The organism is Enterobacter hormaechei ATCC 49162, from assembly GCF_001875655.1.
GTDB classification, from domain to species: domain Bacteria; phylum Pseudomonadota; class Gammaproteobacteria; order Enterobacterales; family Enterobacteriaceae; genus Enterobacter; species Enterobacter hormaechei.
Genome location: NZ_MKEQ01000001.1, coordinates 102100 through 122191, shown reverse-complemented (window position 1 = coordinate 122191; position 20092 = coordinate 102100). Strand labels below are relative to the sequence as shown.

The window sequence follows — 20092 nt, the reverse complement described above, 5'->3', positions numbered from 1 at the left end:
GAAGCGGAGTAGCGGCTTTTTTGCCGGGTGGCGCTAACGCTTACCCGGCACATCGTGAGGTTACACCGTCACAACCGGCACTCTTGGCGCCAGCGCGCACATCAGTTCATACCCGACGGTGCCCGCTGCGGTCGCCACGTCATCAATTTTGACCTCGTTGCCCCACAGTTCAACCGGTGAGCCGATCCCCGCCTGGGGGCACGGCGTGAGATCAATGGCCAGCATGTCCATTGAAACGGTGCCGACCGTCCCCGTGCGCACGCCATCAACCCATACCGGCGTGCCGCTCGGGGCGATACGCGGATAACCGTCTGCATAGCCCCCCGCCACAATACCTATACGCTGTTCGCCCGCTGCCCGGTAGCGGCTGCCATAGCCCACCGTATCGCCCGCTTTCAGCGTCTGTACACCGATGATCTCACTGCGCAGGGTCATCACCGGCTTCAGGCCGCTGTTGGCAATATCCTGCCACTGCCCGGAGGGTGACGCGCCGTACAGAATGATCCCCGGACGCACCCAGTTGTAGTGCGCCTCAGGATGCCAGAGCGTAGCCGCGGAGTTCGACAGTGAGCGCGGACAATCCAGCCCTTCTGCCGCCTGCTCAATGCGCACCATGGCATCGGCAATGCCGTCCGGCTTTTCCGCATCGGCGAAGTGCGCCATCAGCGTCATCTCACCGACGTTTTTCAGCGCACGAAGCTGCTGCCAGACCGTATGCACCCGCTCAGGCTGGAAGCCCAGACGGTTCATACCGCTGTTCACTTTGAGATAGATATCCAGCGGGGCATGCAGCTTCGCATCCTGAATGGCCTTGATCTGCCAGTTACTGTGCACGCTGGTCGTCAGACGATACTTATCCAGCAGAGGCAGATCTTGCGCATGGAAGAACCCTTCCAGCAGCAGGATTGGTCCCTTCCAGCCGCGCTCGCGCAGCAGGATGGCCTCTTCCAGATTGAGCAAGGCAAAACCATCGGTGGCGCCAAGCGCACTCCAGATACGGTCGATGCCATGACCGTAGGCGTTGGCTTTCACCACCGACCAGACACGAGAACCCGGCGCAGCACGGCGAACAATTTGCAGGTTATCCTTCAGCGCCTGCAAATCCAGCTGGGCCAGAATAGGACGGGACATGACAACTCCTTAATTATGCGCGCCGTGCAGATGCTGTGGACGCGATGGGGTAAACCCTGATTGATAGCGTGCCGCGCTTAAATCGTCAAACGGAATGGCCGGTGTACGCCCGGAAATCAGGTCGCTCAGCAGCTGGCCCGAACCGCAGGCCATGGTCCAGCCGAGCGTGCCGTGACCGGTGTTGGTCCACAAATTTTTGTACGGCGTGCGGCCCACTATAGGCGTGCCGTCTGGCGTCATTGGACGCAGTCCGGTCCAGAACGTGGCCTGCTCAATGAAGCCGCCACGCGGGAAGAGATCGCCCACGACCATCTCCAGCGTTTCACGACGCGGTTTGAGCAACTCGGTATTAAAGCCCACGATCTCCGCCATGCCGCCAACGCGGATCCGGTTATCAAAGCGGGTGATGGCGATTTTGTAGGTTTCATCAAGAATGGTAGAGACCGGCGCGCCGTTGTCCTCTTTCACCGGAATGGTCAGGGAGTAGCCTTTCAGCGGATAGACCGGGATATCCAGGATCCCTTTCAGCATCGCGGTTGAGTAGGAGCCAAACGCCATCACGTAGGCGTCGGCTTTAATCACCTCTTCCCCACACTTCACCCCGTAAATCTTCTCCCCTTCCGACAGCAGTTTGTCGACAGAAGTATTGAAGCGGAATTTCACCCCGGCCTGCTCGCACATGCGCGCCAGACGCTGGGTGAAAAGCTGGCAGTCGCCGGTTTCATCGTTCGGTAAACGCAGACCGCCCGTCAGCTTGTGCGCGACCTCGGCAAGCGCCGGTTCCACCTGCGCCAGCTGGCTGGCCTCCAGCAGCTGATACGGTACGCCCGCATCTTCAAGCACGGCGATATCGCGGGTCGCGTTTTCGTACTGTTGCGCGGTACGGAACAGCTGAAGCGTGCCGCCCTGGCGCCCTTCATATTCGATGCCCGTTGAGGCACGCAGCGCTTTCAGGCAATCGCGGCTGTATTCCGCCAGGCGCACCATGCGCCCTTTGTTTTCCATGTAGTGGCGGGTGTCGCAGTTGCGCAGCATCTGCCACATCCACTTAAGCTGGAACTGCGTACCGTCCAGGCTTATCGCCAGCGGCGCATGTCGCTGAAACATCCATTTAATCGCCTTCAGGGGAACGCCCGGGGCCGCCCACGGCGCAGCGTAGCCCGGGGAAATTTGCCCCGCGTTCGCCGCACTGGTTTCCAGCGCCGGACCGGATTCGCGATCGATCACGGTAACCTCATGTCCCGCCTGACTTAAATACCAGGCGCTGGTTACGCCAACGACACCACTTCCCAGTATGACAACACGCATAGCCACTCCATTATGAGCAAAAGAACAATCATCTAATTACAGATTGATAACCTAGTTGAAAATATTATTCAACATATGACTTTTTTATGGTGACTTATCTCACATATCCCGCTGTATCAGGGGATAGCGCTTATTTGGGATCTCCTGCTGCGCGTTATTTTTAACCAGTAGAAAATTCTGCGAGCACCGCTTTTTTTGCCGTATCGAAAACGGGAAATCGCAAAGAAAAAATTTCTGCGCCCCGCGTATTTGAATGGGGTGATCTATGCTTGAAAGGAGGCTCTCCAGTCAGAGAGAGCGACCAACAACGAGGGCGCGCTAATGGCTACACTAGATTCCATGTCCAGGGACAGTACCCGTCTGAGCGATGGACCCGACTGGACCTTCGAGTTGCTGGATGTCTACCTGGCGGAGATCGACCGGGTGGCCAAACTCTATCGTCTGGATACCTACCCCCATCAAATTGAAGTCATCACCTCGGAACAGATGATGGACGCTTACTCCAGCGTCGGGATGCCAATTAACTATCCGCACTGGTCGTTTGGCAAAAAATTCATTGAGACAGAGCGGCTGTATAAGCACGGGCAGCAGGGACTGGCGTATGAAATCGTCATTAACTCTAACCCGTGTATCGCCTATCTGATGGAGGAAAACACCATTACCATGCAGGCGCTGGTGATGGCGCACGCCTGCTACGGACATAACTCGTTCTTCAAAAATAACTATCTGTTCCGCAGCTGGACGGACGCCAGCTCCATCGTCGATTACCTTATCTTCGCCCGCAAATACATTACCGACTGCGAAGAGCGCTACGGCGTGGACGAGGTGGAGAAGCTGCTGGACTCCTGCCACGCGCTGATGAACTACGGCGTTGACCGCTATAAGCGCCCGCAAAAAATTTCGTTGCAGGAAGAGAAAGCCCGGCAAAAGAGCCGCGAGGAGTATCTGCAAAGCCAGGTGAATATGCTGTGGCGCACCCTGCCGAAGCGCGAGGAGGAGAAAACCGTCGCCGAGGCGCGTCGTTACCCTTCCGAGCCGCAGGAAAACCTGCTCTACTTTATGGAGAAAAACGCCCCGCTGCTGGAGCCGTGGCAGCGTGAGATCCTGCGCATCGTGCGCAAGGTGAGCCAGTATTTCTATCCGCAGAAGCAGACTCAGGTCATGAACGAAGGCTGGGCGACCTTCTGGCACTACACCATTCTTAACCATCTGTATGACGAAGGAAAAGTCACCGAGCGGTTTATGATGGAGTTTCTGCACAGCCATACCAACGTGGTGTTCCAGCCCGCGTATAACAGCCCGTGGTACAGCGGCATTAACCCCTACGCGCTTGGGTTTGCCATGTTCCAGGATATCAAGCGTATCTGCCAGTCGCCTACTGAAGAGGACAAATACTGGTTCCCGGATATTGCCGGTTCCGACTGGCTGGAAACGCTGCACTTCGCGATGCGTGATTTTAAGGATGAGAGCTTTATCAGCCAGTTCATGTCGCCGAAGATCATGCGTGATTTCCGCTTCTTCACCGTACTGGATGATGACCGCAACAACTACCTGGAGATCTCCGCCATCCACAATGAAGAGGGCTATCGCGAGATCCGCTCGCGCCTGTCATCCCAGTACAACCTGAGCAATCTTGAACCGAACATTCAGGTCTGGAACGTGGATCTGCGCGGCGATCGCTCTCTGACGCTGCGCTATATCCCGCACAACCGCGCGCCGCTGGATAAGGGGCGTAAAGAAGTGCTGAAGCATGTGCATCGCCTGTGGGGATTTGACGTATTGCTGGAGCAGCAGAACGAAGATGGCAGCGTGGAGCTGCTGGAACGGTGCCCGGCGCGGATGAATACGCTTTAGTGGGATTTTATGCCGGTCAGGCGAAGCCGCCACCCGGCGAAAAAAAAACCTCTCAATCGAGAGGTTTTTTCTTTTACCGGCCCTGAATCGCTAAATCACCCGGCAGGGTTTTCTGCATCCGGTGCCAGATTTCACCGGAGTCGTGGCCATAACGACGCACCGTTTCATAGACCTGATCGTGCAGCCCTTCGGTGCAGAGTTTGCTCAGTTTATGGTAGAAGCCGAGCGCCAGACTGCGGGCTTCAGGGTTGGCAAAGTAGTGACGACCTATGCGCGTATATAACCCTTTCATCCCATTGAGGATCAGACCGTAAACCGGATTGCCGGAAGCAAACGCCAGACCGCGGAACACGTTGTAATCCAGGGTCGCAAAGGCATTCGCGTGGTCTTCCACCTCATTGGCGGTGGCGAGCACTTTCAGCGCATCTTCAGGGTGCTGACGAAACGCGGTGCGGATGAAAATGGTGGCGATGTTGGTGCGCACGGAAAGCAGATTATCAATCAACTGCGGTACGCTTTCGTGGTCGAGACGCGCCAGCGTTTCCAGAATATTCAGCCCGGACGTTTCCCAGAAGTTGTTCACTTTAGTGGGTTTGCCATGCTGTATCGTCAACCAGCCATCGCGCGCCAGACGCTGGAGCACTTCTCGCAGCGTGGTACGGGTGACGCCAATCAGTTCAGAGAGTTCGCGTTCAGCAGGTAGAATTGATCCCGCAGGGAAACGATTATTCCAGATGCTTTCAATGATGTACTCTTCCGCGAAACCCGCCGGGCTCTGCGCCTTAATGACCATAGTGAGATTTCCATTACACAGCTTTTAGCAAATTGCACTCATCATACCAGAGGCGCGCAGAGGCAGATAGCGCAGCAGAGACAGAAAAGAGGGATCGCTGTTTCATTTTTATGAAATTTACAAAATGGCTTTATCCCCCTCTCTGCCCTCATTTTTGCGTATACTGATGTCTTGTCTTATTTGGCGGGGAAAGGACGTCTGTCGTGGAAATTTCATTTGGGCGCGCACTGTGGCGCAATTTTTTAGGCCAGTCACCGGACTGGTACAAACTCATTTTACTGGTATTCCTGGTCGTTAATCCCGTTATCTTTTTGCTGGATCCCTTCATTGCCGGATGGCTGTTGGTCGCCGAGTTTATCTTTACCCTGGCGATGGCGCTGAAGTGCTATCCGCTGTTGCCCGGCGGGCTGCTGGCGCTGGAAGCCGTGATCGTTGGAATGACCAGCGCGGAGCACGTTAAAAACGAGATTGCGTCGAATCTCGAAGTCCTGCTGCTGCTGATCTTCATGGTGGCGGGGATCTACTTTATGAAGCAGCTTCTGCTGTTTATCTTCACCCGTTTGCTGCTGAGCATTCCATCGAAATCGCTGCTCTCGCTGGCGTTTTGTCTTGCCGCGGCCTTCCTGTCAGCCTTCCTGGATGCGCTGACGGTCGTGGCGGTGGTGATCAGCGTCGCCGTCGGTTTTTACGGGATTTACCACCGTGTGGCCTCGTCTCGTCCCGGCGAAAACTTACAGGACGACAGCCACGTTGAAGCGCATAACCGTGACGTGCTGGAACAGTTCCGTGCGTTTCTGCGGAGCCTGATGATGCATGCGGGCGTGGGGACGGCGCTGGGCGGCGTGATGACCATGGTCGGGGAGCCGCAAAACCTGATCATCGCCAAAGCGGCGGAGTGGCATTTTGGCGAATTTTTCCTGCGTATGGCGCCGGTTAGCGTGCCCGTACTGATCTGCGGGTTAGCAACCTGTGTGCTGGTCGAAAAATTCAACCTCTTTGGCTATGGCGCGAAGTTGCCCGATCCGGTCCGCAAGGAGCTGCAAAAGTTTGACGAGCAGAGCCGCAAACAACGTACGCGCCAGGAGACGCTGCGCCTGATTGCACAGGGCATCATCGGCGTATGGCTTATCGCCGCGCTGGCCTTCCACCTTGCCGAGGTGGGGCTGATTGGCCTGTCGGTAATTATTCTTGCCACCAGCCTGAGCGGCGTCACGGACGAACATGCTATCGGTAAGGCCTTTACCGAAGCGCTGCCCTTTACCGCGCTGCTGGCGGTGTTTTTTGCCGTCGTGGCGGTGATTATTGACCAACATCTGTTCGCGCCGATTATCGCGTTCGTGCTTCAGGCTGCGCCTGACTCGCAACTGACGCTGTTCTATCTCTTTAACGGTCTGCTGTCCTCCATCTCCGATAACGTTTTTGTCGGGACGGTGTACATCAATGAAGCCAAAGCCGCGATGGAGCAAGGGATTGTAAGCACCGGTCAGTTCGAGCTGCTGGCGGTGGCCATCAACACCGGAACGAACCTGCCCTCCGTGGCAACGCCGAACGGCCAGGCGGCATTTCTGTTCATGCTGACCTCGGCGCTGGCACCACTCATACGACTTTCTTATGGAAGAATGGTCTGGATGGCGCTGCCGTATACGGTGGTGCTCACCCTTGTTGGTTTGCTGTGCATCAAAATTACTCTCGTTCCCTGTACGCAATGGTTGTTGCAAGCAGGTATACTTGCGGCGCATTAAAATTCGTTTACACTGCGCTGTCTAAGCATGTTCCAGGGAAATGATTATGTTGCGATTTTTGAACCAGTGCTCACGCGGTCGCGGGGCGTGGTTACTGATGGCCCTGACCGCCTTTGCGCTGGAAATGGTCGCGCTGTGGTTTCAGCATGTGATGGGGCTGAAACCTTGCGTACTGTGTATTTATGAGCGTTGTGCGCTGTTCGGCATTATGGGCGCCGGTCTGGTGGGTGCGATTGCGCCAAAAACACCGTTACGCTATGCGGCAATTGCCATCTGGCTGTACAGCGCCTGGAAAGGCATTGCGCTGGCCTGGGAACACACCCAGATGCAGCTTCACCCGTCACCGTTTATGACCTGCGATTTTGCCGCCCGCTTCCCGAGCTGGCTGCCGCTGGATAAATGGCTGCCGCAGGTGTTTGTCGCCTCCGGTGACTGCTCCGTGCGCCAGTGGGAGTTTCTGACCCTGGAGATGCCGCAATGGCTGGTGGGCATTTTTGTCGCCTACTTCGTGGTGGCACTTCTGGTGCTGATTGCCCAGCCGTTCAAACCAAAGAAACGCGATCTTTTTGGCAGGTAAAAGCAAAACGGCAACGTCAGTTTTGCAGGTCGGGTAAGCGTAGCGCCACCCGACACCATTGCGCACAATAAAAAACCCGCCTCGGCGGGTTTTTTATTGTCACCGATTAGGGTGATTCATGATGTGGTCTTCCCAGTCCCGCACCTCGGACTCTTTCACCGCAATGTGGCGCACGGAAATACGTTCGCCGTGCATCGCCGCTTTCGACCCCGTCAACAGCGGGTGCCATGTCGGCAGATCTTTTCCTTCCGCCAGCAGGCGATACGCGCAGGTATGCGGCAGCCACTCAAAGGTCGGCAGATTTTCACGGGTTAACTTGATGCAGTCCGGCTCATATTCGAAACGGCGCTCATAGTTGCGGCACTGGCAGGTTTTGATGTTTAACTGCTTGCACGCTACGTTGGTGAAGTAGATTTCGTCCGAATCTTCATCCATCAGCTTATGCAGACAGCACTGCCCGCAGCCGTCACACAACGATTCCCACTCCGCGTCGGTCATGTCGTCGAGCGTTTTGCTTTGCCAGAAAGGAATGTCGTTCATCAGGATGTCCACACGTCAAAATAGAGCGCACCTTATAACGAGTCTGGCACGTTGATGCAAGTTTTGCCGCCCTTTTCAGGCGGCAAGATGCTTTTACAGCACGCGGGTTTTCAGCGACAGGCCGTTAAAACTGACGTCCAGTTCGTCGCCACTGTGCAGCGGCCCCACACCTTCCGGGGTGCCGGTGAGGATCACATCGCCGGGTTTCAGGGTGAAGAAGCGGCTCATGTAGGCAATCAGCGGGACAATCTTATGGATCATGTCAGCGGTAGTGCCCTGCTGGCGGATCTCGCCGTTGACCTTCAGACTAAGCGGCGTGTTCTGCGGATCGTCGGTAAATTCGCCGACAGGAACGAAACCGGAAATCGGGCATGAATTATCAAATCCCTTGGCTTTTTCCCACGGCTGCCCTGCTTTCTTCATTTTGCCCTGTACGTCGCGCAGCGTCAGGTCGAGCGCGACGCCGTAACCCGCAATGGCTTTCTCAACGTGCTCTTCGGTCGCCTGACGCAGCGTTGCGCCGATCAGCACCGCCAGCTCCACTTCATGATGCACCGAACCCAGTCCCTGCGGCAGAACCAGCGGCTGGCGAATATCACACAGTGCCGTTTCTGGCTTAATAAACAGAACCGGCTCTTCCGGCACGGCGCTGCCCATCTCCTGAATATGTTTTGCATAGTTGCTGCCCACGCAGACCACTTTGCTGACGGGATAATCCAGTAATGCACCTTGCCAGTTATGATGTTGATACATGGTCGCCCCCTAATCGGTTGATGAGTTGTTCCCGGAAGGATCCGGGCTTATTTCTTTCCGCTCACCTCAAGATGCTGTTTTAATAAATTTTCCGGTGGCGGCGGAAGCTGTAAATAATAGCCCTGCTCGGTTAACGCCTTTTTGACTTTCTCCAGATCGGCGTTCACCAGCTTCTTGCGGCCATCCAGCGGCAGCAGCATCGCCAGCTGTGGTCGGCCAAAGCTTTTCATTAATTCCTCAGGCACGCGGGAAAAATCGTCTTTCTTTTCGACATAAAGGTAAGTCTGGTCGCGGCTGGTACTTCTGTAGATCACACAAAACATGTTTTTACTCTGAATTAATGGGTGGTTGCTTGCCTCAATATACTCCTGACTATAACATGCCTGATACTCTTCGGAATATCGCGGCGATGTGTTGCGGTTAATAGCAAATTGAGTAAGGCCAGGATGTCAAATACGCCCATCGAGCTTAAAGGCAGTAGCTTCACCTTATCAGTGGTTCATTTGCATGATGCAAAACCCGAGGTTATTCGTCAGGCGTTAGAAGACAAAATCGCGCAGGCTCCCGCTTTTCTTAAGCATGCTCCTGTTGTCGTCAATGTAAGCGACCTTGAGGGGCCGGTTAACTGGAAACGGCTTCAGCAGGCCGTCGCCGCTACGGGCTTGCGCATCGTCGGCATTAGCGGCTGCAAAGACGCTGAGTTGAAAGCTGAAATTGAACGCGCGGGTTTACCCTTGTTAAACGAAGGCAAAGAAAAAGCCCCACGAGCCACGCCTGCAACCGTTCCCGCTCCCCCGCCTCCGGCGCAAACTGTAACCCCAGTCACAAAAACGCGATTGATTGATCTGCCGGTTCGTTCCGGTCAGCGCATTTATGCGCCAAACTGTGATCTGATTGTGACAAGCCACGTCAGTGCAGGCGCGGAACTGATTGCAGATGGCAATATTCACGTTTACGGTATGATGCGTGGGCGCGCGCTTGCGGGCGCCAGCGGCGATCGAGAAGCACAAATTTTTTGTACTCATCTGACGGCAGAACTGGTGTCTATCGCAGGTGAATATTGGCTGAGCGATAAAATCCCAGCCGAATTTTATGGCAAAGCGGCTCGTCTGCAACTGGCAGATAACGCTTTGACCGTTCAACCGTTAAATTGATCCCTTTTAACAAGGAATTTCTATGGCACGCATTATTGTTGTGACTTCGGGTAAAGGAGGCGTTGGCAAGACCACCTCCAGCGCGGCCATCGCTACTGGTTTGGCCCAGAAGGGAAAGAAAACCGTCGTAATCGACTTCGATATTGGTCTGCGTAACCTGGACCTGATCATGGGTTGCGAACGTCGCGTGGTCTATGACTTCGTGAACGTCATTCAGGGCGATGCCACCCTTAACCAGGCGCTGATTAAAGACAAGCGCACCGAGAATCTCTACATTCTCCCGGCATCCCAGACCCGTGATAAAGACGCCCTGACCCGCGAAGGCGTGGAAAAGGTGCTCGACGATCTGAAAAAGATGGAGTTCGACTTCGTGGTCTGCGACTCCCCGGCCGGTATCGAAACCGGCGCGCTGATGGCGCTCTACTTCGCGGATGAAGCCATCATCACCACCAACCCGGAAGTCTCGTCAGTACGTGACTCCGACCGTATTCTCGGCATTCTGGCCTCGAAATCCCGTCGCGCGGAAAATGGCCAGGAGCCAATCAAAGAGCACCTTCTGCTGACCCGCTACAACCCGGGCCGCGTGAATAAAGGTGACATGCTGAGCATGGAAGACGTGCTGGAGATCCTGCGCATTAAACTGGTTGGCGTGATCCCGGAAGATCAGTCCGTGTTGCGCGCCTCTAACCAGGGCGAGCCAGTGATCCTGGATACACAGGCAGACGCGGGTAAAGCGTATGCGGATACCGTTGACCGTCTGCTGGGAGAAGAACGTCCTTTCCGCTTCATTGAAGAAGAGAAGAAAGGTTTCCTCAAACGCCTGTTCGGAGGATAAGTTATGGCATTACTGGACTTTTTTCTCTCGCGGAAAAAAAGCACCGCCAACATCGCAAAAGAACGTCTGCAAATCATCGTGGCGGAACGTCGTCGTAGCGACGCCGAACCGCACTACCTGCCGCAGCTGCGCAAAGACATTCTGGAAGTGATCTGCAAATACGTGCAGATTGACCCGGAAATGGTCACCGTTCAGCTGGAGCAAAAAGACGGGGATATTTCGATTCTGGAGCTGAACGTGACGCTTCCGGAAGCGGAAGAGTCGCGTTAAACCGTTTGTGGTTTGTCGTGTAGGCCGGGCAAGCATTGCGCTGCCCGGCAATTTCCCCGGTGGCGCTGCGCTTACCGGGGCTACAATTTTTAGCGTGGATAGCCTTCCAGCAGGGTATTCAGGCGTTCGGCCATCAGTTCCCCTCGCCATCCGGCGACCAGTTCCGGTAAACCATTTTGCGGTTTCAACTTCCAGTGCCAGTTCAGCAGCTGGTTAATCTGACGACGTGAAGCCAGCAGTTCGGCACTCAGTTTGCTTTCACCCGCCACCGTCTGCACCAGCGCTTTGATATCTTTAAACGCTTTGCGGTAGCCCGGCATGTCCATCAGGTTAAGCAGCGGCTCTGGCAGTGCCTCTTCCGGCAGCTGTTGGGCTTTCTCCACCAGCGCGAGCAGCGTTTTGCCGTGGAAGCGGATTTCACTTCCGGAAAGGCCAATGCTGTCCAGTTCACCAAGGCTACCCGGCATATAGCGCGCCACCGCCCACAGGTGTTCTTCACGCACCACGAAGTTGACCGCAAGATCGCGCTCGCGCGCTTTACGCAGACGCCAGTCAGCCAGCAATTGCAGACAGGCCAGTTGACGGGTGCGCAGCTGCCAGGCGTTGGTGATGTCACGCCAGGCTTCTTTCGGGTCAACCACTTCCTGACGACGCTGCTGCGTCATGCGGCACTCGTCCAGGGCAGCAGACAGCCAGCCGGAAGCCTCCGCCTCTTTCATCAGCTGGCCTGCGATCGGCAGCAGGTAGAAGACGTCTGCCGCGGCATAGTCAAGCTGACGCGCCGTGAGCGGTCGCGCAAGCCAGTCGGTGCGCGATTCGCTCTTATCCAGCGTCAGACCGGTGTACTCTTCCACCATCGCCGCAAAGCCCCAGGAGAGCGGACGACCGCTGAACGCCGCGAGGATCTGGGTATCAATCAGCGGTTGCGGCATGATGCCAAAGGTGTTGAGGAATACTTCCAGATCTTCACTGCCCGCGTGCAGATATTTGGTCACGGCGGTATCAAGCAACAGTTCGCGCATTGGTGCCCAGTCGGTAATGTCGAGTGGGTCAATCAACGACACGTGTTTGCCGTCATACATCTGAATCAGACCCAGCTGCGGATAGTACGTTCGGGTGCGGACAAATTCCGTATCCAGGGCGATAGCGGGAAAATCACGCGTCACCTCGCACAGCGAAGCCAGCTCGTCGTTGGTAGTGATCATCTGGTAATTCAAATCGGACTCTCTTTTGTTTGCGCCCATAAAAAACGCCGGCTTAACCGGCGTCTGGGCGATTAACGTGAAGCTCAGGCCTTATTGTCCACTTTGGCACGGGCTTCGTCACGTAATTCTCGTCGTAATATCTTCCCGACGTTGGATTTCGGTAGCTCATCGCGGAATTCCACCAGCTTCGGCACTTTATAGCCCGTCAGCTGACGGCGACAAAACGTTATCAGCGCATCCTCGGTAAGAGAAGGATCTTTCTTGACCACAAATATCTTCACCGCTTCGCCGCTGCTGCCGGAGGGAACGCCCACCGCCGCCACTTCCAGCACGCCGCTGTGCTGCATCACCACGTCTTCGATTTCGTTCGGATAGACGTTAAACCCTGACACCAGGATCATGTCTTTCTTGCGATCGACGATGCGCAGGAAGCCTTCATCGTCCATCACCGCGATATCGCCCGTATGCAGCCAGCCGTCTTTGATGATCTCATCCGTGGCATCCGGACGTTGCCAGTAGCCCAGCATTACCTGCGGCCCTCTGACGCACAGCTCCCCCGGCTCGCCATGAGGCACTTCGTTATCCTCATCATCCACCAGTTTTGCTTCGGTCGACGGGACCGGCAGCCCGATACTGCCGCTGTGGTAGTCGATGTCATGCGGGTTGACGCTGACCAGCGGGGCGCACTCCGTCAGACCATAGCCTTCCAGCAGATACTGCCCGGTGAGTTTCACCCAGCGCTCGGCAACCGCCTGCTGAACCGGCATCCCGCCGCCCGCCGAGAGGTGCAGCGTGGAGAAATCGAGCTGCTGAAACTCTTTATTATTGAGCAGGGCGTTAAACAGGGTGTTCACCCCAGTCATGGCGGTGAACGGATATTTCGCCAGCTCTTTGACCAGCCCCGGAATATCGCGCGGGTTGGTGATCAGTACGTTTTGACCGCCAAGCTCGATAAACAGCAGGCAGTTCATGGTCAGCGCGAAAATGTGATACAGCGGAAGCGCGGTGATCACCAGCTCCTTGCCCGGGTGCAACAGTGGCCCGTAAGTCGCATTTACCTGTTCAAGGTTCGCCAGCATATTTCGGTGGGTCAGCATCGCCCCTTTGGCCACGCCGGTGGTGCCGCCGGTGTATTGTAGGAAGGCCAGATCCTCGGACACGATTTCCGGCTTCACGTACTGCATCCGGTAGCCCGCATGCAGCGCGCGGCGGAAGGAGATGGCATCCGGCAGGTGGTATTTCGGCACCAGTCGCTTAACGTATTTAACGACAAAGTTGACCAGCGTTCCTTTCGCGGTAGAGAGCTGGTCGCCCATGCGCGTCAGGATGACGTGTTTAACCTGGGTTCTGTCAACGACTTTTTCCAGCGTGTGGGCAAAGTTGGAGACAATCACAATCGCCGCCGCCCCGCTGTCATTCAACTGATGCTCCAGCTCGCGCGGGGTATAGAGCGGGTTAACGTTAACCACGATCATCCCTGCCCTGAGGATCCCGAACAGCGCCACCGGGTATTGCAGCAGGTTTGGCATCATCAGCGCGACGCGATCCCCTTTCTGCAAGCCCAGCCCTTCCTGTAAGTAGGCCGCAAACGCCCGGCTGCGCTCCTCCAGCTTACGGAAGGTCATCACTTCGCCCATATTCACAAACGCGGGCTGGTCAGCGTAGCGCCGTACCGAGTGTTCAAATAATTCAATCAGGGATTGATAACGGTCAGGATTGATCTCCGCAGGGACATCCGCGGGATAACGGTTAAGCCAAACCTTTTTCAATGCATCACCTCTGAAATGAGTGTTCGTCGTCATCACAGCCCCGATAATAAACAGTTTGTTAACATTATATTAACTCAGCGTACCAGTTTATTAATTGTTCAGATTGCAGGTTGCGAAGCGCGTCACTCTTTTTTTTCGTTTTATCCGTAAAAAAACAGAGACAGCGGCTGAGCCGCTGTCTCTTTCCTAACAATAACAGTAACTTACTCAGTTACGATTGTTTGAACCTGTGCAGGGCCTGGATTATACCAACCCCAGCCACCGTAGCCGTAACGATACGGATGCGGACCCCACATCCACGGATCGATTGGCTGTGGCGGCATCACCACCTGCTGGGTGATACGCCAGCGTTTGTAGCCGTTCACCTGCATGGTCATAAATTTGTAGGGCGTATTGCCGATTTTACCCGCTTCCAAACCGGTAATCGGCCCGACGACGGTCACCAGTTGCCCGCGGAAATCGACCGGATCGAGGAAGCCGCTGACGTCAGCGTAGATCCGCCCGCGCGAGGCTTCACCCAGAACAGGCCGCGCGCCGCTGTCCAGCGGGACGGTGGCAATCTCCAGACGGGTTTTCCCCTGCTGGTTGACGACGTCAACCACCTTGCCGCCAAACCGCGCTTCCTGCCCGACATACAGCTCCGGGGCATTCATCACGCGTACCAGATCCTGCTGTGGCGTCGGGCTGGTGCCCTTAATCGCATCAGGAACGGTGACGCACCCGCTCAGTGCTATGGCAACCGCGCCTGCCATAAGAAAGCGTACAACTTTAGACTGAACCGCCATGATGCGACTCCTTTTTCTCAGTTCCTGTTACTGAGATTCACTCGCGGCCAGGAAGTTTCTTCCACGCGACGGTGTTTCGTAAATAAACCGGTTCAGCGTGTTCAACCGCCACGGTTTTTCCTACGTCAAGTAGCTGACAGGCAATCGGCAGCATATCTTCGGCGGCAGGCAGGAGCATGTTACCGTCCACCAGCGTCACGCCGGTGCCGCTCGCCATCTCCGGCCACGCCGCCCAGCCCGTGCCGACCGTCGCCCACTCGCCGGACAACTGCTTCAGGCGTTCAGTAACGGCTTCAGGCTTAAGCACCGCTTCCGTCTCTTCACCGTGCCAGACACCGTTTTCGTCACGGGTGTACTCCGCCCAGTAGACTTCACCCATGCGGGCATCAATCGCGGCCAGTACGCGGGTGGCGCCGGTCATGCGCCAGGCCCCCTGAGCCATGGTCGCCAGGGTTGAGACGCCAATCATCGGCAGGTCAGCGCCCAGCGCCAGCCCCTGCGCGATGCCAATCCCGATACGTACGCCCGTAAAGCTGCCCGGGCCACGGCCATAGGCCAGCGCGTCGAGGTCAGTCAGGGCGGTGTTGCCCTCGGTCAAAATGGTTTTTACCAGGGGCAGAATACGTTGGGTGTGTTCCCGTGGGCACTCTTCGAAATGAGCAAAAATCGTACCGTCGTTCCACAGGGCAACGGAACAGGCCTCTGTCGCGGTATCAATAGCCAGAATTCGCATCAGTCGTCGCGCTCTCGCAATGGTCAGTCACAAAATGGCGCGCATCTTAACACACTCTGGGGAAAATTACTCCGCCGTTGGGTTCGCCAGGAAGCGGACCGCGCGTTTAATATCCCGCGTGCGCGGCGCGGGCGGCAGGCTGGCGAGGAAGGTGGCGCCGTAGGGACGCATCACCAGGCGGTTGTCGCAGATAACCAGCACGCCGCGGTCGGTGACGTCGCGGATCAGACGCCCTACCCCCTGTTTAAGGGTAATGACCGCGTCCGGCAACTGAACGTCGTCGAACGGATCGCCCCCCCGCAGGCGGCAATCCTCCATACGCGCTTTCAGAAGCGGATCGTCCGGCGATGTGAACGGCAGCTTATCGATAATCACCAGCGAGAGCGTATCGCCGCGCACGTCCACCCCTTCCCAGAAGCTGCTGGTCGCCACCAAAAGGGCGTTACCGGCGCTGACAAACTGCTGGAGCAGTTGCCCTTTACTGGTTTCCCCCTGTAACAGGACCGGCAGCGTCATGGTGGCGCGGAACTGTTCGGCCAGATCGCGCATCATGGCGTGTGAGGTACAGAGCATAAAGCAGCGCCCGTTGTTGGCCTCGATCATCGGCTTCAGCATAGCTGCCAGATGGCGCGCCGCCCCCGGCTGATTGGGCAGCGGCAGATTGCGCGGCACGCAGAGCAGCGCCTGTTTTTCATAATCGAACGGGCTGGGCAGGAGCAGTGATTCTGCCTGATCAATGCCGAGACGCTCGGTAAAGTGGTGCAGATCGTCATTGACCGACAGCGTGGCCGAGGTAAAGACCCAGGTGCCGGGCTTTTGCGCCATCACCTCTTTGAATTTATCGGCAACGGTCAGCGGCGTGAGCGCCAGGGTGAAGTGGCGCGAGGTACATTCATACCAGTAGCTGTAGCCCGGCTGGTTGATCTCTTTCAGCCGTTTCAGCCGTCCACGGTAGAGCGTGGCGCGCTCGAAGGCGGCATCCAGCAGTGCTGAACGTCCGAGGGACAGCTTTGCCACGTCGTAACAGAGTTCAAGGGCATCATCGAGCAGCAGCAGCGCGCGCTGGATATTGTTGTCTGCGAGCAGTTCACGCAGGTTGCCGCGATAGCCCGGCTCGCCAAGCTGTAAGCGGAAATCCTGCGCGCTTTGCGCCAGGCGATCCGCGCACTTCTGCAACTGCTGGGTATCTTTGAGTTCGGTGCGATAGGCAATGGTGATATCTTTCGCCAGATCCTGAAGCTGACGGCTGGAGAGCGACTGGCCGAAATACTGGCTGGCGATGTCCGGGAGCTGATGGGCTTCATCAAAGATCATCACCTCCGCCTCCGGGATCAGTTCACCAAACCCGCTGTCCTTGACCACCATATCTGCAAGGAACAGATGATGGTTCACCACCACCACGTCGGCGTCCATCGCCTTTTTACGCGCTTTTACCACAAAACAGTCTTTATACAGCGGGCAGTCGCTGCCAAGGCAGTTGTCATTGGTGCTGGTCACCAGCGGCCAGGCCGGGGAGTCTTCCGGCACGCTCGCGCAGGTGCTGATGTCCCCCTCTTCCGTCTGGTTGGCCCAGGCGCGCAGGACGATCACATCACTCAGGGTCTGTACCGGCAGGTCGCCACCCGCCAGCGCCTGCTGTTCGAGACGCTCCAGACACAGGTAGTTAGAACGCCCTTTCAGCAAGGCCAGACGCCCTTTGTATTTTAGCGCTTTCGCCACCGTCGGTAAGTCGCGGCTGTAGAGCTGGTCCTGGAGCGCTTTTGACCCGGTAGAGATGATGACCTTCTTTTTCGCCCGCAGCGCAGGCGCGAGATAAGCGTAGGTTTTCCCCGTCCCGGTTCCGGCCTCCACCACCAGCGGCTGCGCCTTGTCGATGGCATGCGCGACGGCGTGCGCCATCTGACGTTGGGGTTCACGCGGTTTAAAACCGGGAATAGCCTGTGCTAACTGACCTTCTGGGGAAAAATCGTCTGCCACGGTGTTCTCTCACTGTATTTTTGCACAGGGATTATGTCAGCCCCTTCTCTCCGGTGCCACCCCAAATAGTGACGACGGCGGAACAATATGGCAGTCTTGCCGCCTGACGACGAAAGATAACGAGGATACGTTTATGACAATTACGCGCATTGATGCCGAAGCCCGCTGGTCTGATGTGGTGATCCATAACCAGACGCTGTACTACACCGGTGTCCCTGCCAATCTGGACGCCGATGCCTTCGAGCAGACGGCGAACACTCTGGCGCAGATCGACGCCGTACTGGAAAAACAGGGCAGCGACAAATCCCGCATTCTGGATGCGACGATTTTTCTGGCGAATAAAGACGATTTCGCGGCGATGAATAAAGCCTGGGATGCGTGGGTTGTGGCGGGTCACGCGCCTGTACGCTGCACCGTACAGGCCACGCTGATGAAACCGGAATATAAGGTTGAGATCAAGATTATCGCGGCAGTGTAAGCCGCTTATTCTTCATCTTCATCCTCAAAGCGCGCCACGATCCGCTCGCCGGTATGCGTGGCGCGAAGTTCTTCCGCGACCTGTGAAATTGCCTGTCCGCTGCTCATCCCCTGGGACATCAGCTCCTGAATACGTTCAACGGCTTTCTGCTGTTGGTCATGGCTGAGAGAAGGTAAACCTGCAAACATCGTTAACTCCTGCTAAATTATTCGCGCTAATTATTTCACGCTACCCGGTAGTATGCCATACATGAACATGCGCTTCCCCACTGTTATGACCTTGCCCTGGCGTGCAGATGCCGCCGAGTTCTGGTTTGCCCGTCTGAGCCACCTTCCTTTTGCCATGCTGCTGCACTCTGGCCATGCGGATCACCCCTACAGCCGCTTCGATATTCTGGTGGCCGATCCGGTAAAAACGCTGAAAACCGATGACCTTTCGCCAACGGACGATCCGCTGATGCAGCTTCAGAATGAGATCCATGCTCTGGGCTTATCTGCCACACCGGATCCGGATCTGCCTTTCCAGGGGGGCGCGCTGGGCCTGTTTGGTTACGATCTGGGGCGCCGTTTCGAAAAGCTGCCCGAGCATGCGCAGGCGGATATTCCCCTGCCGGATATGGCGGTGGGGCTGTATGACTGGGCGTTGATTGTGGATCACCAGAAAAAAACGGTTTCTCTGCTGAGCCATCATGACGTGCAGGCGCGTCTGGCCTGGCTTGAGGCGCAACGTCCCGCCGCACCGGAACACTTTATGCTGACCTCCGGCTGGCGCTCGAATATGACCGCGCCGGAGTATGCGGAAAAATTCTCCCGCGTGCAGGCGTATCTGCACAGCGGTGACTGTTATCAGGTCAATCTTGCCCAGCGTTTTCAGGCGACGTATCAGGGGGATGAGTGGCAGGCGTTTACTCGCCTTAATGCCAGCAATAAGGCCCCGTTCAGCGCATTTGTACGCCTTGAGCACGGCGCCATCCTCAGCCTGTCGCCTGAGCGTTTTATTCACCTGGCTGACGGTATTATTCAGACCCGCCCGATAAAGGGCACCCTGCCACGCCTTGCCGATGCCGACGCCGACCGCCAGCAGGCGGAGAAGCTGGCGGTCTCACCGAAAGATCGCGCTGAAAACCTGATGATTGTCGATCTGATGCGGAACGATATTGGCCGGGTCGCCGAACCAGGCAGCGTGCGCGTGCCGGAACTGTTTGTCGTCGAGCCTTTCCCGGCGGTGCATCATCTGGTCAGCACCATTACCGCGCGTTTGCCGTCCTCGCGAACCGCCTGCGATCTGCTCCGCGCCGCGTTTCCGGGCGGCTCCATCACCGGCGCGCCGAAGGTCCGTGCGATGGAGATCATCGACGAACTGGAACCGCATCGCCGCAATGCCTGGTGCGGCAGCATCGGCTATATAAGCCTGTGCGGCACCATGGATACCAGCATCACCATTCGCACCCTGACGGCCTGCGACGGCAGCCTCTACTGTTCCGCAGGTGGTGGCATTGTGGCCGACAGTCAGGCCGAGGCGGAATATCAGGAAACCTTTGATAAAGTGAATCGTATCCTGAAACAACTGGAGAACTCACGGTGAAGAAAGACAACCTGACGCTGGATGATTTTCTGTCGCGCTTTCAGCTTCTGCGGCCCCAGGTTAACCGCGCCACGCTGAATCAACGTCAGGCGGCGGTGCTGATCCCGGTCGTGCGTCGTGAACAGCCGGGTCTGTTGCTTACCCAGCGCTCACCGCATATGCGAAAACACGCCGGTCAGGTTGCGTTCCCCGGCGGCGCGGTGGACAGCACCGATGCTTCCCTGATTGCCGCCGCGCTGCGCGAGGCGCATGAGGAAGTGGCCATCCCCCCGGCGTCGGTCGAAGTCATCGGCGTGCTGCCGCCTGTTGACAGCGTAACCGGTTTTCAGGTCACGCCGGTCGTCGGCATTATTCCGCCCGATCTTCAGTATCATGCCAGCGTCGATGAAGTTTCAGCGGTGTTCGAAATGCCGCTGGAAGAGGCCCTTCGTCTGGGCCGCTATCATCCTCTGGATATTCACCGCCGCGGGCACGATCATCGGGTCTGGTTGTCCTGGTATCAGCATTATTTTGTCTGGGGCATGACGGCAGGCATCATTCGTGAGCTGGCCCTGCAAATCGGCCTGAAGCCTTGACTATACTTTACATTCCACCCTTTTCTGGC

Annotated in this window: 21 protein-coding genes; 9 read left to right on the top strand and 12 right to left on the bottom strand. The window is 56.6% G+C overall.

What is annotated here, in order from left to right:
* Positions 1 to 60 precede the first annotated feature (60 nt).
* A complete protein-coding gene (dadX, locus tag BH712_RS00720; RefSeq protein ID WP_006810974.1) occupies positions 61 to 1131 on the bottom strand; it encodes a catabolic alanine racemase DadX in 1071 nt (356 codons plus the stop codon).
* A gap of 9 nt (positions 1132 to 1140) precedes the next feature.
* On the bottom strand, positions 1141 to 2439 hold the full coding sequence (locus BH712_RS00715; RefSeq protein ID WP_006810975.1) for a D-amino acid dehydrogenase: 1299 nt from the start codon (positions 2437 to 2439) through the stop codon (positions 1141 to 1143).
* Between the two features lie 321 nt (positions 2440 to 2760).
* Between BH712_RS00715 and BH712_RS00705 the strand changes: the two genes are divergently transcribed.
* Positions 2761 to 4293: a SpoVR family protein gene (locus tag BH712_RS00705; protein WP_006810976.1), complete on the top strand. Its 1533-nt coding sequence runs from the start codon at positions 2761 to 2763 to the stop codon at positions 4291 to 4293.
* Positions 4294 to 4366: 73 nt separating this feature from the next.
* Here BH712_RS00705 and fadR read toward each other — a convergent pair whose 3' ends face one another.
* Entirely contained in the window at positions 4367 to 5086 is a 720-nt protein-coding gene (gene fadR, locus BH712_RS00700) for a fatty acid metabolism transcriptional regulator FadR (RefSeq protein ID WP_006810977.1), read from the bottom strand.
* A 203-nt stretch (positions 5087 to 5289) separates the two neighbouring features.
* Here fadR and nhaB point away from each other — a divergent pair, with 203 nt between their 5' ends.
* Both nhaB and dsbB read left to right on the top strand, forming a co-directional pair.
* Complete coding sequence (gene nhaB / locus BH712_RS00695) at positions 5290 to 6828, top strand: Na(+)/H(+) antiporter NhaB (protein WP_006810978.1); 1539 nt, start codon at positions 5290 to 5292, stop codon at positions 6826 to 6828.
* Positions 6829 to 6874: 46 nt separating this feature from the next.
* Positions 6875 to 7405, top strand: a complete 531-nt coding sequence (dsbB, locus tag BH712_RS00690; RefSeq protein WP_032673889.1) for a disulfide bond formation protein DsbB — start codon at positions 6875 to 6877, stop codon at positions 7403 to 7405.
* A 99-nt stretch (positions 7406 to 7504) separates the two neighbouring features.
* Here the strand turns inward: dsbB and BH712_RS00685 are convergent, their stop codons facing one another.
* From BH712_RS00685 to BH712_RS00675, 3 genes are all read right to left on the bottom strand, one after another.
* Positions 7505 to 7945 (bottom strand): YcgN family cysteine cluster protein, encoded by a 441-nt coding sequence (locus BH712_RS00685; RefSeq protein ID WP_015570314.1) that lies wholly within the window; start codon positions 7943 to 7945, stop codon positions 7505 to 7507.
* Positions 7946 to 8038: 93 nt separating this feature from the next.
* Positions 8039 to 8698, bottom strand: coding sequence for a fumarylacetoacetate hydrolase family protein (locus BH712_RS00680; protein WP_006810981.1), 660 nt, complete (start codon positions 8696 to 8698; stop codon positions 8039 to 8041).
* 47 nt (positions 8699 to 8745) lie between these two features.
* On the bottom strand, positions 8746 to 9021 hold the full coding sequence (locus BH712_RS00675; protein ID WP_006810982.1) for a YcgL domain-containing protein: 276 nt from the start codon (positions 9019 to 9021) through the stop codon (positions 8746 to 8748).
* A gap of 123 nt (positions 9022 to 9144) precedes the next feature.
* Between BH712_RS00675 and minC the strand changes: the two genes are divergently transcribed.
* Genes minC through minE form a run of 3 tightly spaced genes read left to right on the top strand, consistent with a single transcriptional unit; the run spans position 9145 to position 10957 of the window.
* Positions 9145 to 9852 (top strand): septum site-determining protein MinC, encoded by a 708-nt coding sequence (gene minC, locus BH712_RS00670; RefSeq protein WP_006810983.1) that lies wholly within the window; start codon positions 9145 to 9147, stop codon positions 9850 to 9852.
* A 22-nt stretch (positions 9853 to 9874) separates the two neighbouring features.
* The gene (gene minD / locus BH712_RS00665) at positions 9875 to 10687 is read left to right on the top strand and encodes a septum site-determining protein MinD (protein WP_003859938.1); all 813 of its coding nucleotides are present in this window, start codon (positions 9875 to 9877) and stop codon (positions 10685 to 10687) included.
* A gap of 3 nt (positions 10688 to 10690) precedes the next feature.
* A complete protein-coding gene (minE, locus tag BH712_RS00660) occupies positions 10691 to 10957 on the top strand; it encodes a cell division topological specificity factor MinE (RefSeq protein WP_003859937.1) in 267 nt (88 codons plus the stop codon).
* An 89-nt stretch (positions 10958 to 11046) separates the two neighbouring features.
* Here minE and rnd read toward each other — a convergent pair whose 3' ends face one another.
* The 5 genes from rnd to yoaA all read right to left on the bottom strand — a co-directional run bounded on the left by rnd (position 11047) and on the right by yoaA (position 17426).
* A complete protein-coding gene (gene rnd, locus BH712_RS00655; RefSeq protein ID WP_126506768.1) occupies positions 11047 to 12162 on the bottom strand; it encodes a ribonuclease D in 1116 nt (371 codons plus the stop codon).
* An 83-nt stretch (positions 12163 to 12245) separates the two neighbouring features.
* The gene (gene fadD / locus BH712_RS00650; protein WP_125359005.1) at positions 12246 to 13931 is read right to left on the bottom strand and encodes a long-chain-fatty-acid--CoA ligase FadD; all 1686 of its coding nucleotides are present in this window, start codon (positions 13929 to 13931) and stop codon (positions 12246 to 12248) included.
* A gap of 203 nt (positions 13932 to 14134) precedes the next feature.
* Entirely contained in the window at positions 14135 to 14716 is a 582-nt protein-coding gene (locus tag BH712_RS00645) for a Slp family lipoprotein (RefSeq protein WP_006810985.1), read from the bottom strand.
* A 37-nt stretch (positions 14717 to 14753) separates the two neighbouring features.
* A complete protein-coding gene (gene tsaB, locus BH712_RS00640; RefSeq protein WP_006810986.1) occupies positions 14754 to 15449 on the bottom strand; it encodes a tRNA (adenosine(37)-N6)-threonylcarbamoyltransferase complex dimerization subunit type 1 TsaB in 696 nt (231 codons plus the stop codon).
* A 66-nt stretch (positions 15450 to 15515) separates the two neighbouring features.
* A complete protein-coding gene (yoaA, locus tag BH712_RS00635) occupies positions 15516 to 17426 on the bottom strand; it encodes a DNA repair helicase YoaA (protein ID WP_006810987.1) in 1911 nt (636 codons plus the stop codon).
* A 133-nt stretch (positions 17427 to 17559) separates the two neighbouring features.
* On the opposite strand from yoaA, the gene BH712_RS00630 reads away from it, so the two are divergent.
* Positions 17560 to 17904 carry a RidA family protein gene (locus BH712_RS00630; protein ID WP_003859927.1) on the top strand — a complete coding sequence of 115 codons (345 nt, stop codon included), beginning with the start codon at positions 17560 to 17562 and terminating at the stop codon, positions 17902 to 17904.
* Positions 17905 to 17909: 5 nt separating this feature from the next.
* On the opposite strand, the gene BH712_RS00625 is transcribed toward BH712_RS00630, so the two are convergent.
* Positions 17910 to 18092: a YoaH family protein gene (locus BH712_RS00625; RefSeq protein ID WP_003859925.1), complete on the bottom strand. Its 183-nt coding sequence runs from the start codon at positions 18090 to 18092 to the stop codon at positions 17910 to 17912.
* A 61-nt stretch (positions 18093 to 18153) separates the two neighbouring features.
* Between BH712_RS00625 and pabB the strand changes: the two genes are divergently transcribed.
* Both pabB and BH712_RS00615 read left to right on the top strand, forming a co-directional pair.
* Positions 18154 to 19488, top strand: a complete 1335-nt coding sequence (pabB, locus tag BH712_RS00620) for an aminodeoxychorismate synthase component 1 (protein WP_032673893.1) — start codon at positions 18154 to 18156, stop codon at positions 19486 to 19488.
* Positions 19485 to 20063, top strand: a complete 579-nt coding sequence (locus BH712_RS00615) for a CoA pyrophosphatase (protein WP_006810989.1) — start codon at positions 19485 to 19487, stop codon at positions 20061 to 20063. Before pabB ends, BH712_RS00615 begins: the two co-directional genes overlap by 4 nt.
* Positions 20064 to 20092 lie beyond the last annotated feature (29 nt).

Coding starts and splice junctions, on each gene's coding strand:
- dadX (WP_006810974.1), bottom strand. CDS start 1,131: ATGTCCCGTCCTATTCTGGCCCAGCTGGATTTGCAGGCGCTGAAGGAT.
- BH712_RS00715 (WP_006810975.1), bottom strand. CDS start 2,439: ATGCGTGTTGTCATACTGGGAAGTGGTGTCGTTGGCGTAACCAGCGCC.
- BH712_RS00705 (WP_006810976.1), top strand. CDS start 2,761: ATGGCTACACTAGATTCCATGTCCAGGGACAGTACCCGTCTGAGCGAT.
- fadR (WP_006810977.1), bottom strand. CDS start 5,086: ATGGTCATTAAGGCGCAGAGCCCGGCGGGTTTCGCGGAAGAGTACATC.
- dsbB (WP_032673889.1), top strand. CDS start 6,875: ATGTTGCGATTTTTGAACCAGTGCTCACGCGGTCGCGGGGCGTGGTTA.
- BH712_RS00685 (WP_015570314.1), bottom strand. CDS start 7,945: ATGAACGACATTCCTTTCTGGCAAAGCAAAACGCTCGACGACATGACC.
- BH712_RS00680 (WP_006810981.1), bottom strand. CDS start 8,698: ATGTATCAACATCATAACTGGCAAGGTGCATTACTGGATTATCCCGTC.
- BH712_RS00675 (WP_006810982.1), bottom strand. CDS start 9,021: ATGTTTTGTGTGATCTACAGAAGTACCAGCCGCGACCAGACTTACCTT.
- minC (WP_006810983.1), top strand. CDS start 9,145: ATGTCAAATACGCCCATCGAGCTTAAAGGCAGTAGCTTCACCTTATCA.
- minD (WP_003859938.1), top strand. CDS start 9,875: ATGGCACGCATTATTGTTGTGACTTCGGGTAAAGGAGGCGTTGGCAAG.
- minE (WP_003859937.1), top strand. CDS start 10,691: ATGGCATTACTGGACTTTTTTCTCTCGCGGAAAAAAAGCACCGCCAAC.
- rnd (WP_126506768.1), bottom strand. CDS start 12,162: ATGATCACTACCAACGACGAGCTGGCTTCGCTGTGCGAGGTGACGCGT.
- BH712_RS00645 (WP_006810985.1), bottom strand. CDS start 14,716: ATGGCGGTTCAGTCTAAAGTTGTACGCTTTCTTATGGCAGGCGCGGTT.
- tsaB (WP_006810986.1), bottom strand. CDS start 15,449: ATGCGAATTCTGGCTATTGATACCGCGACAGAGGCCTGTTCCGTTGCC.
- BH712_RS00630 (WP_003859927.1), top strand. CDS start 17,560: ATGACAATTACGCGCATTGATGCCGAAGCCCGCTGGTCTGATGTGGTG.
- BH712_RS00625 (WP_003859925.1), bottom strand. CDS start 18,092: ATGTTTGCAGGTTTACCTTCTCTCAGCCATGACCAACAGCAGAAAGCC.
- pabB (WP_032673893.1), top strand. CDS start 18,154: ATGAACATGCGCTTCCCCACTGTTATGACCTTGCCCTGGCGTGCAGAT.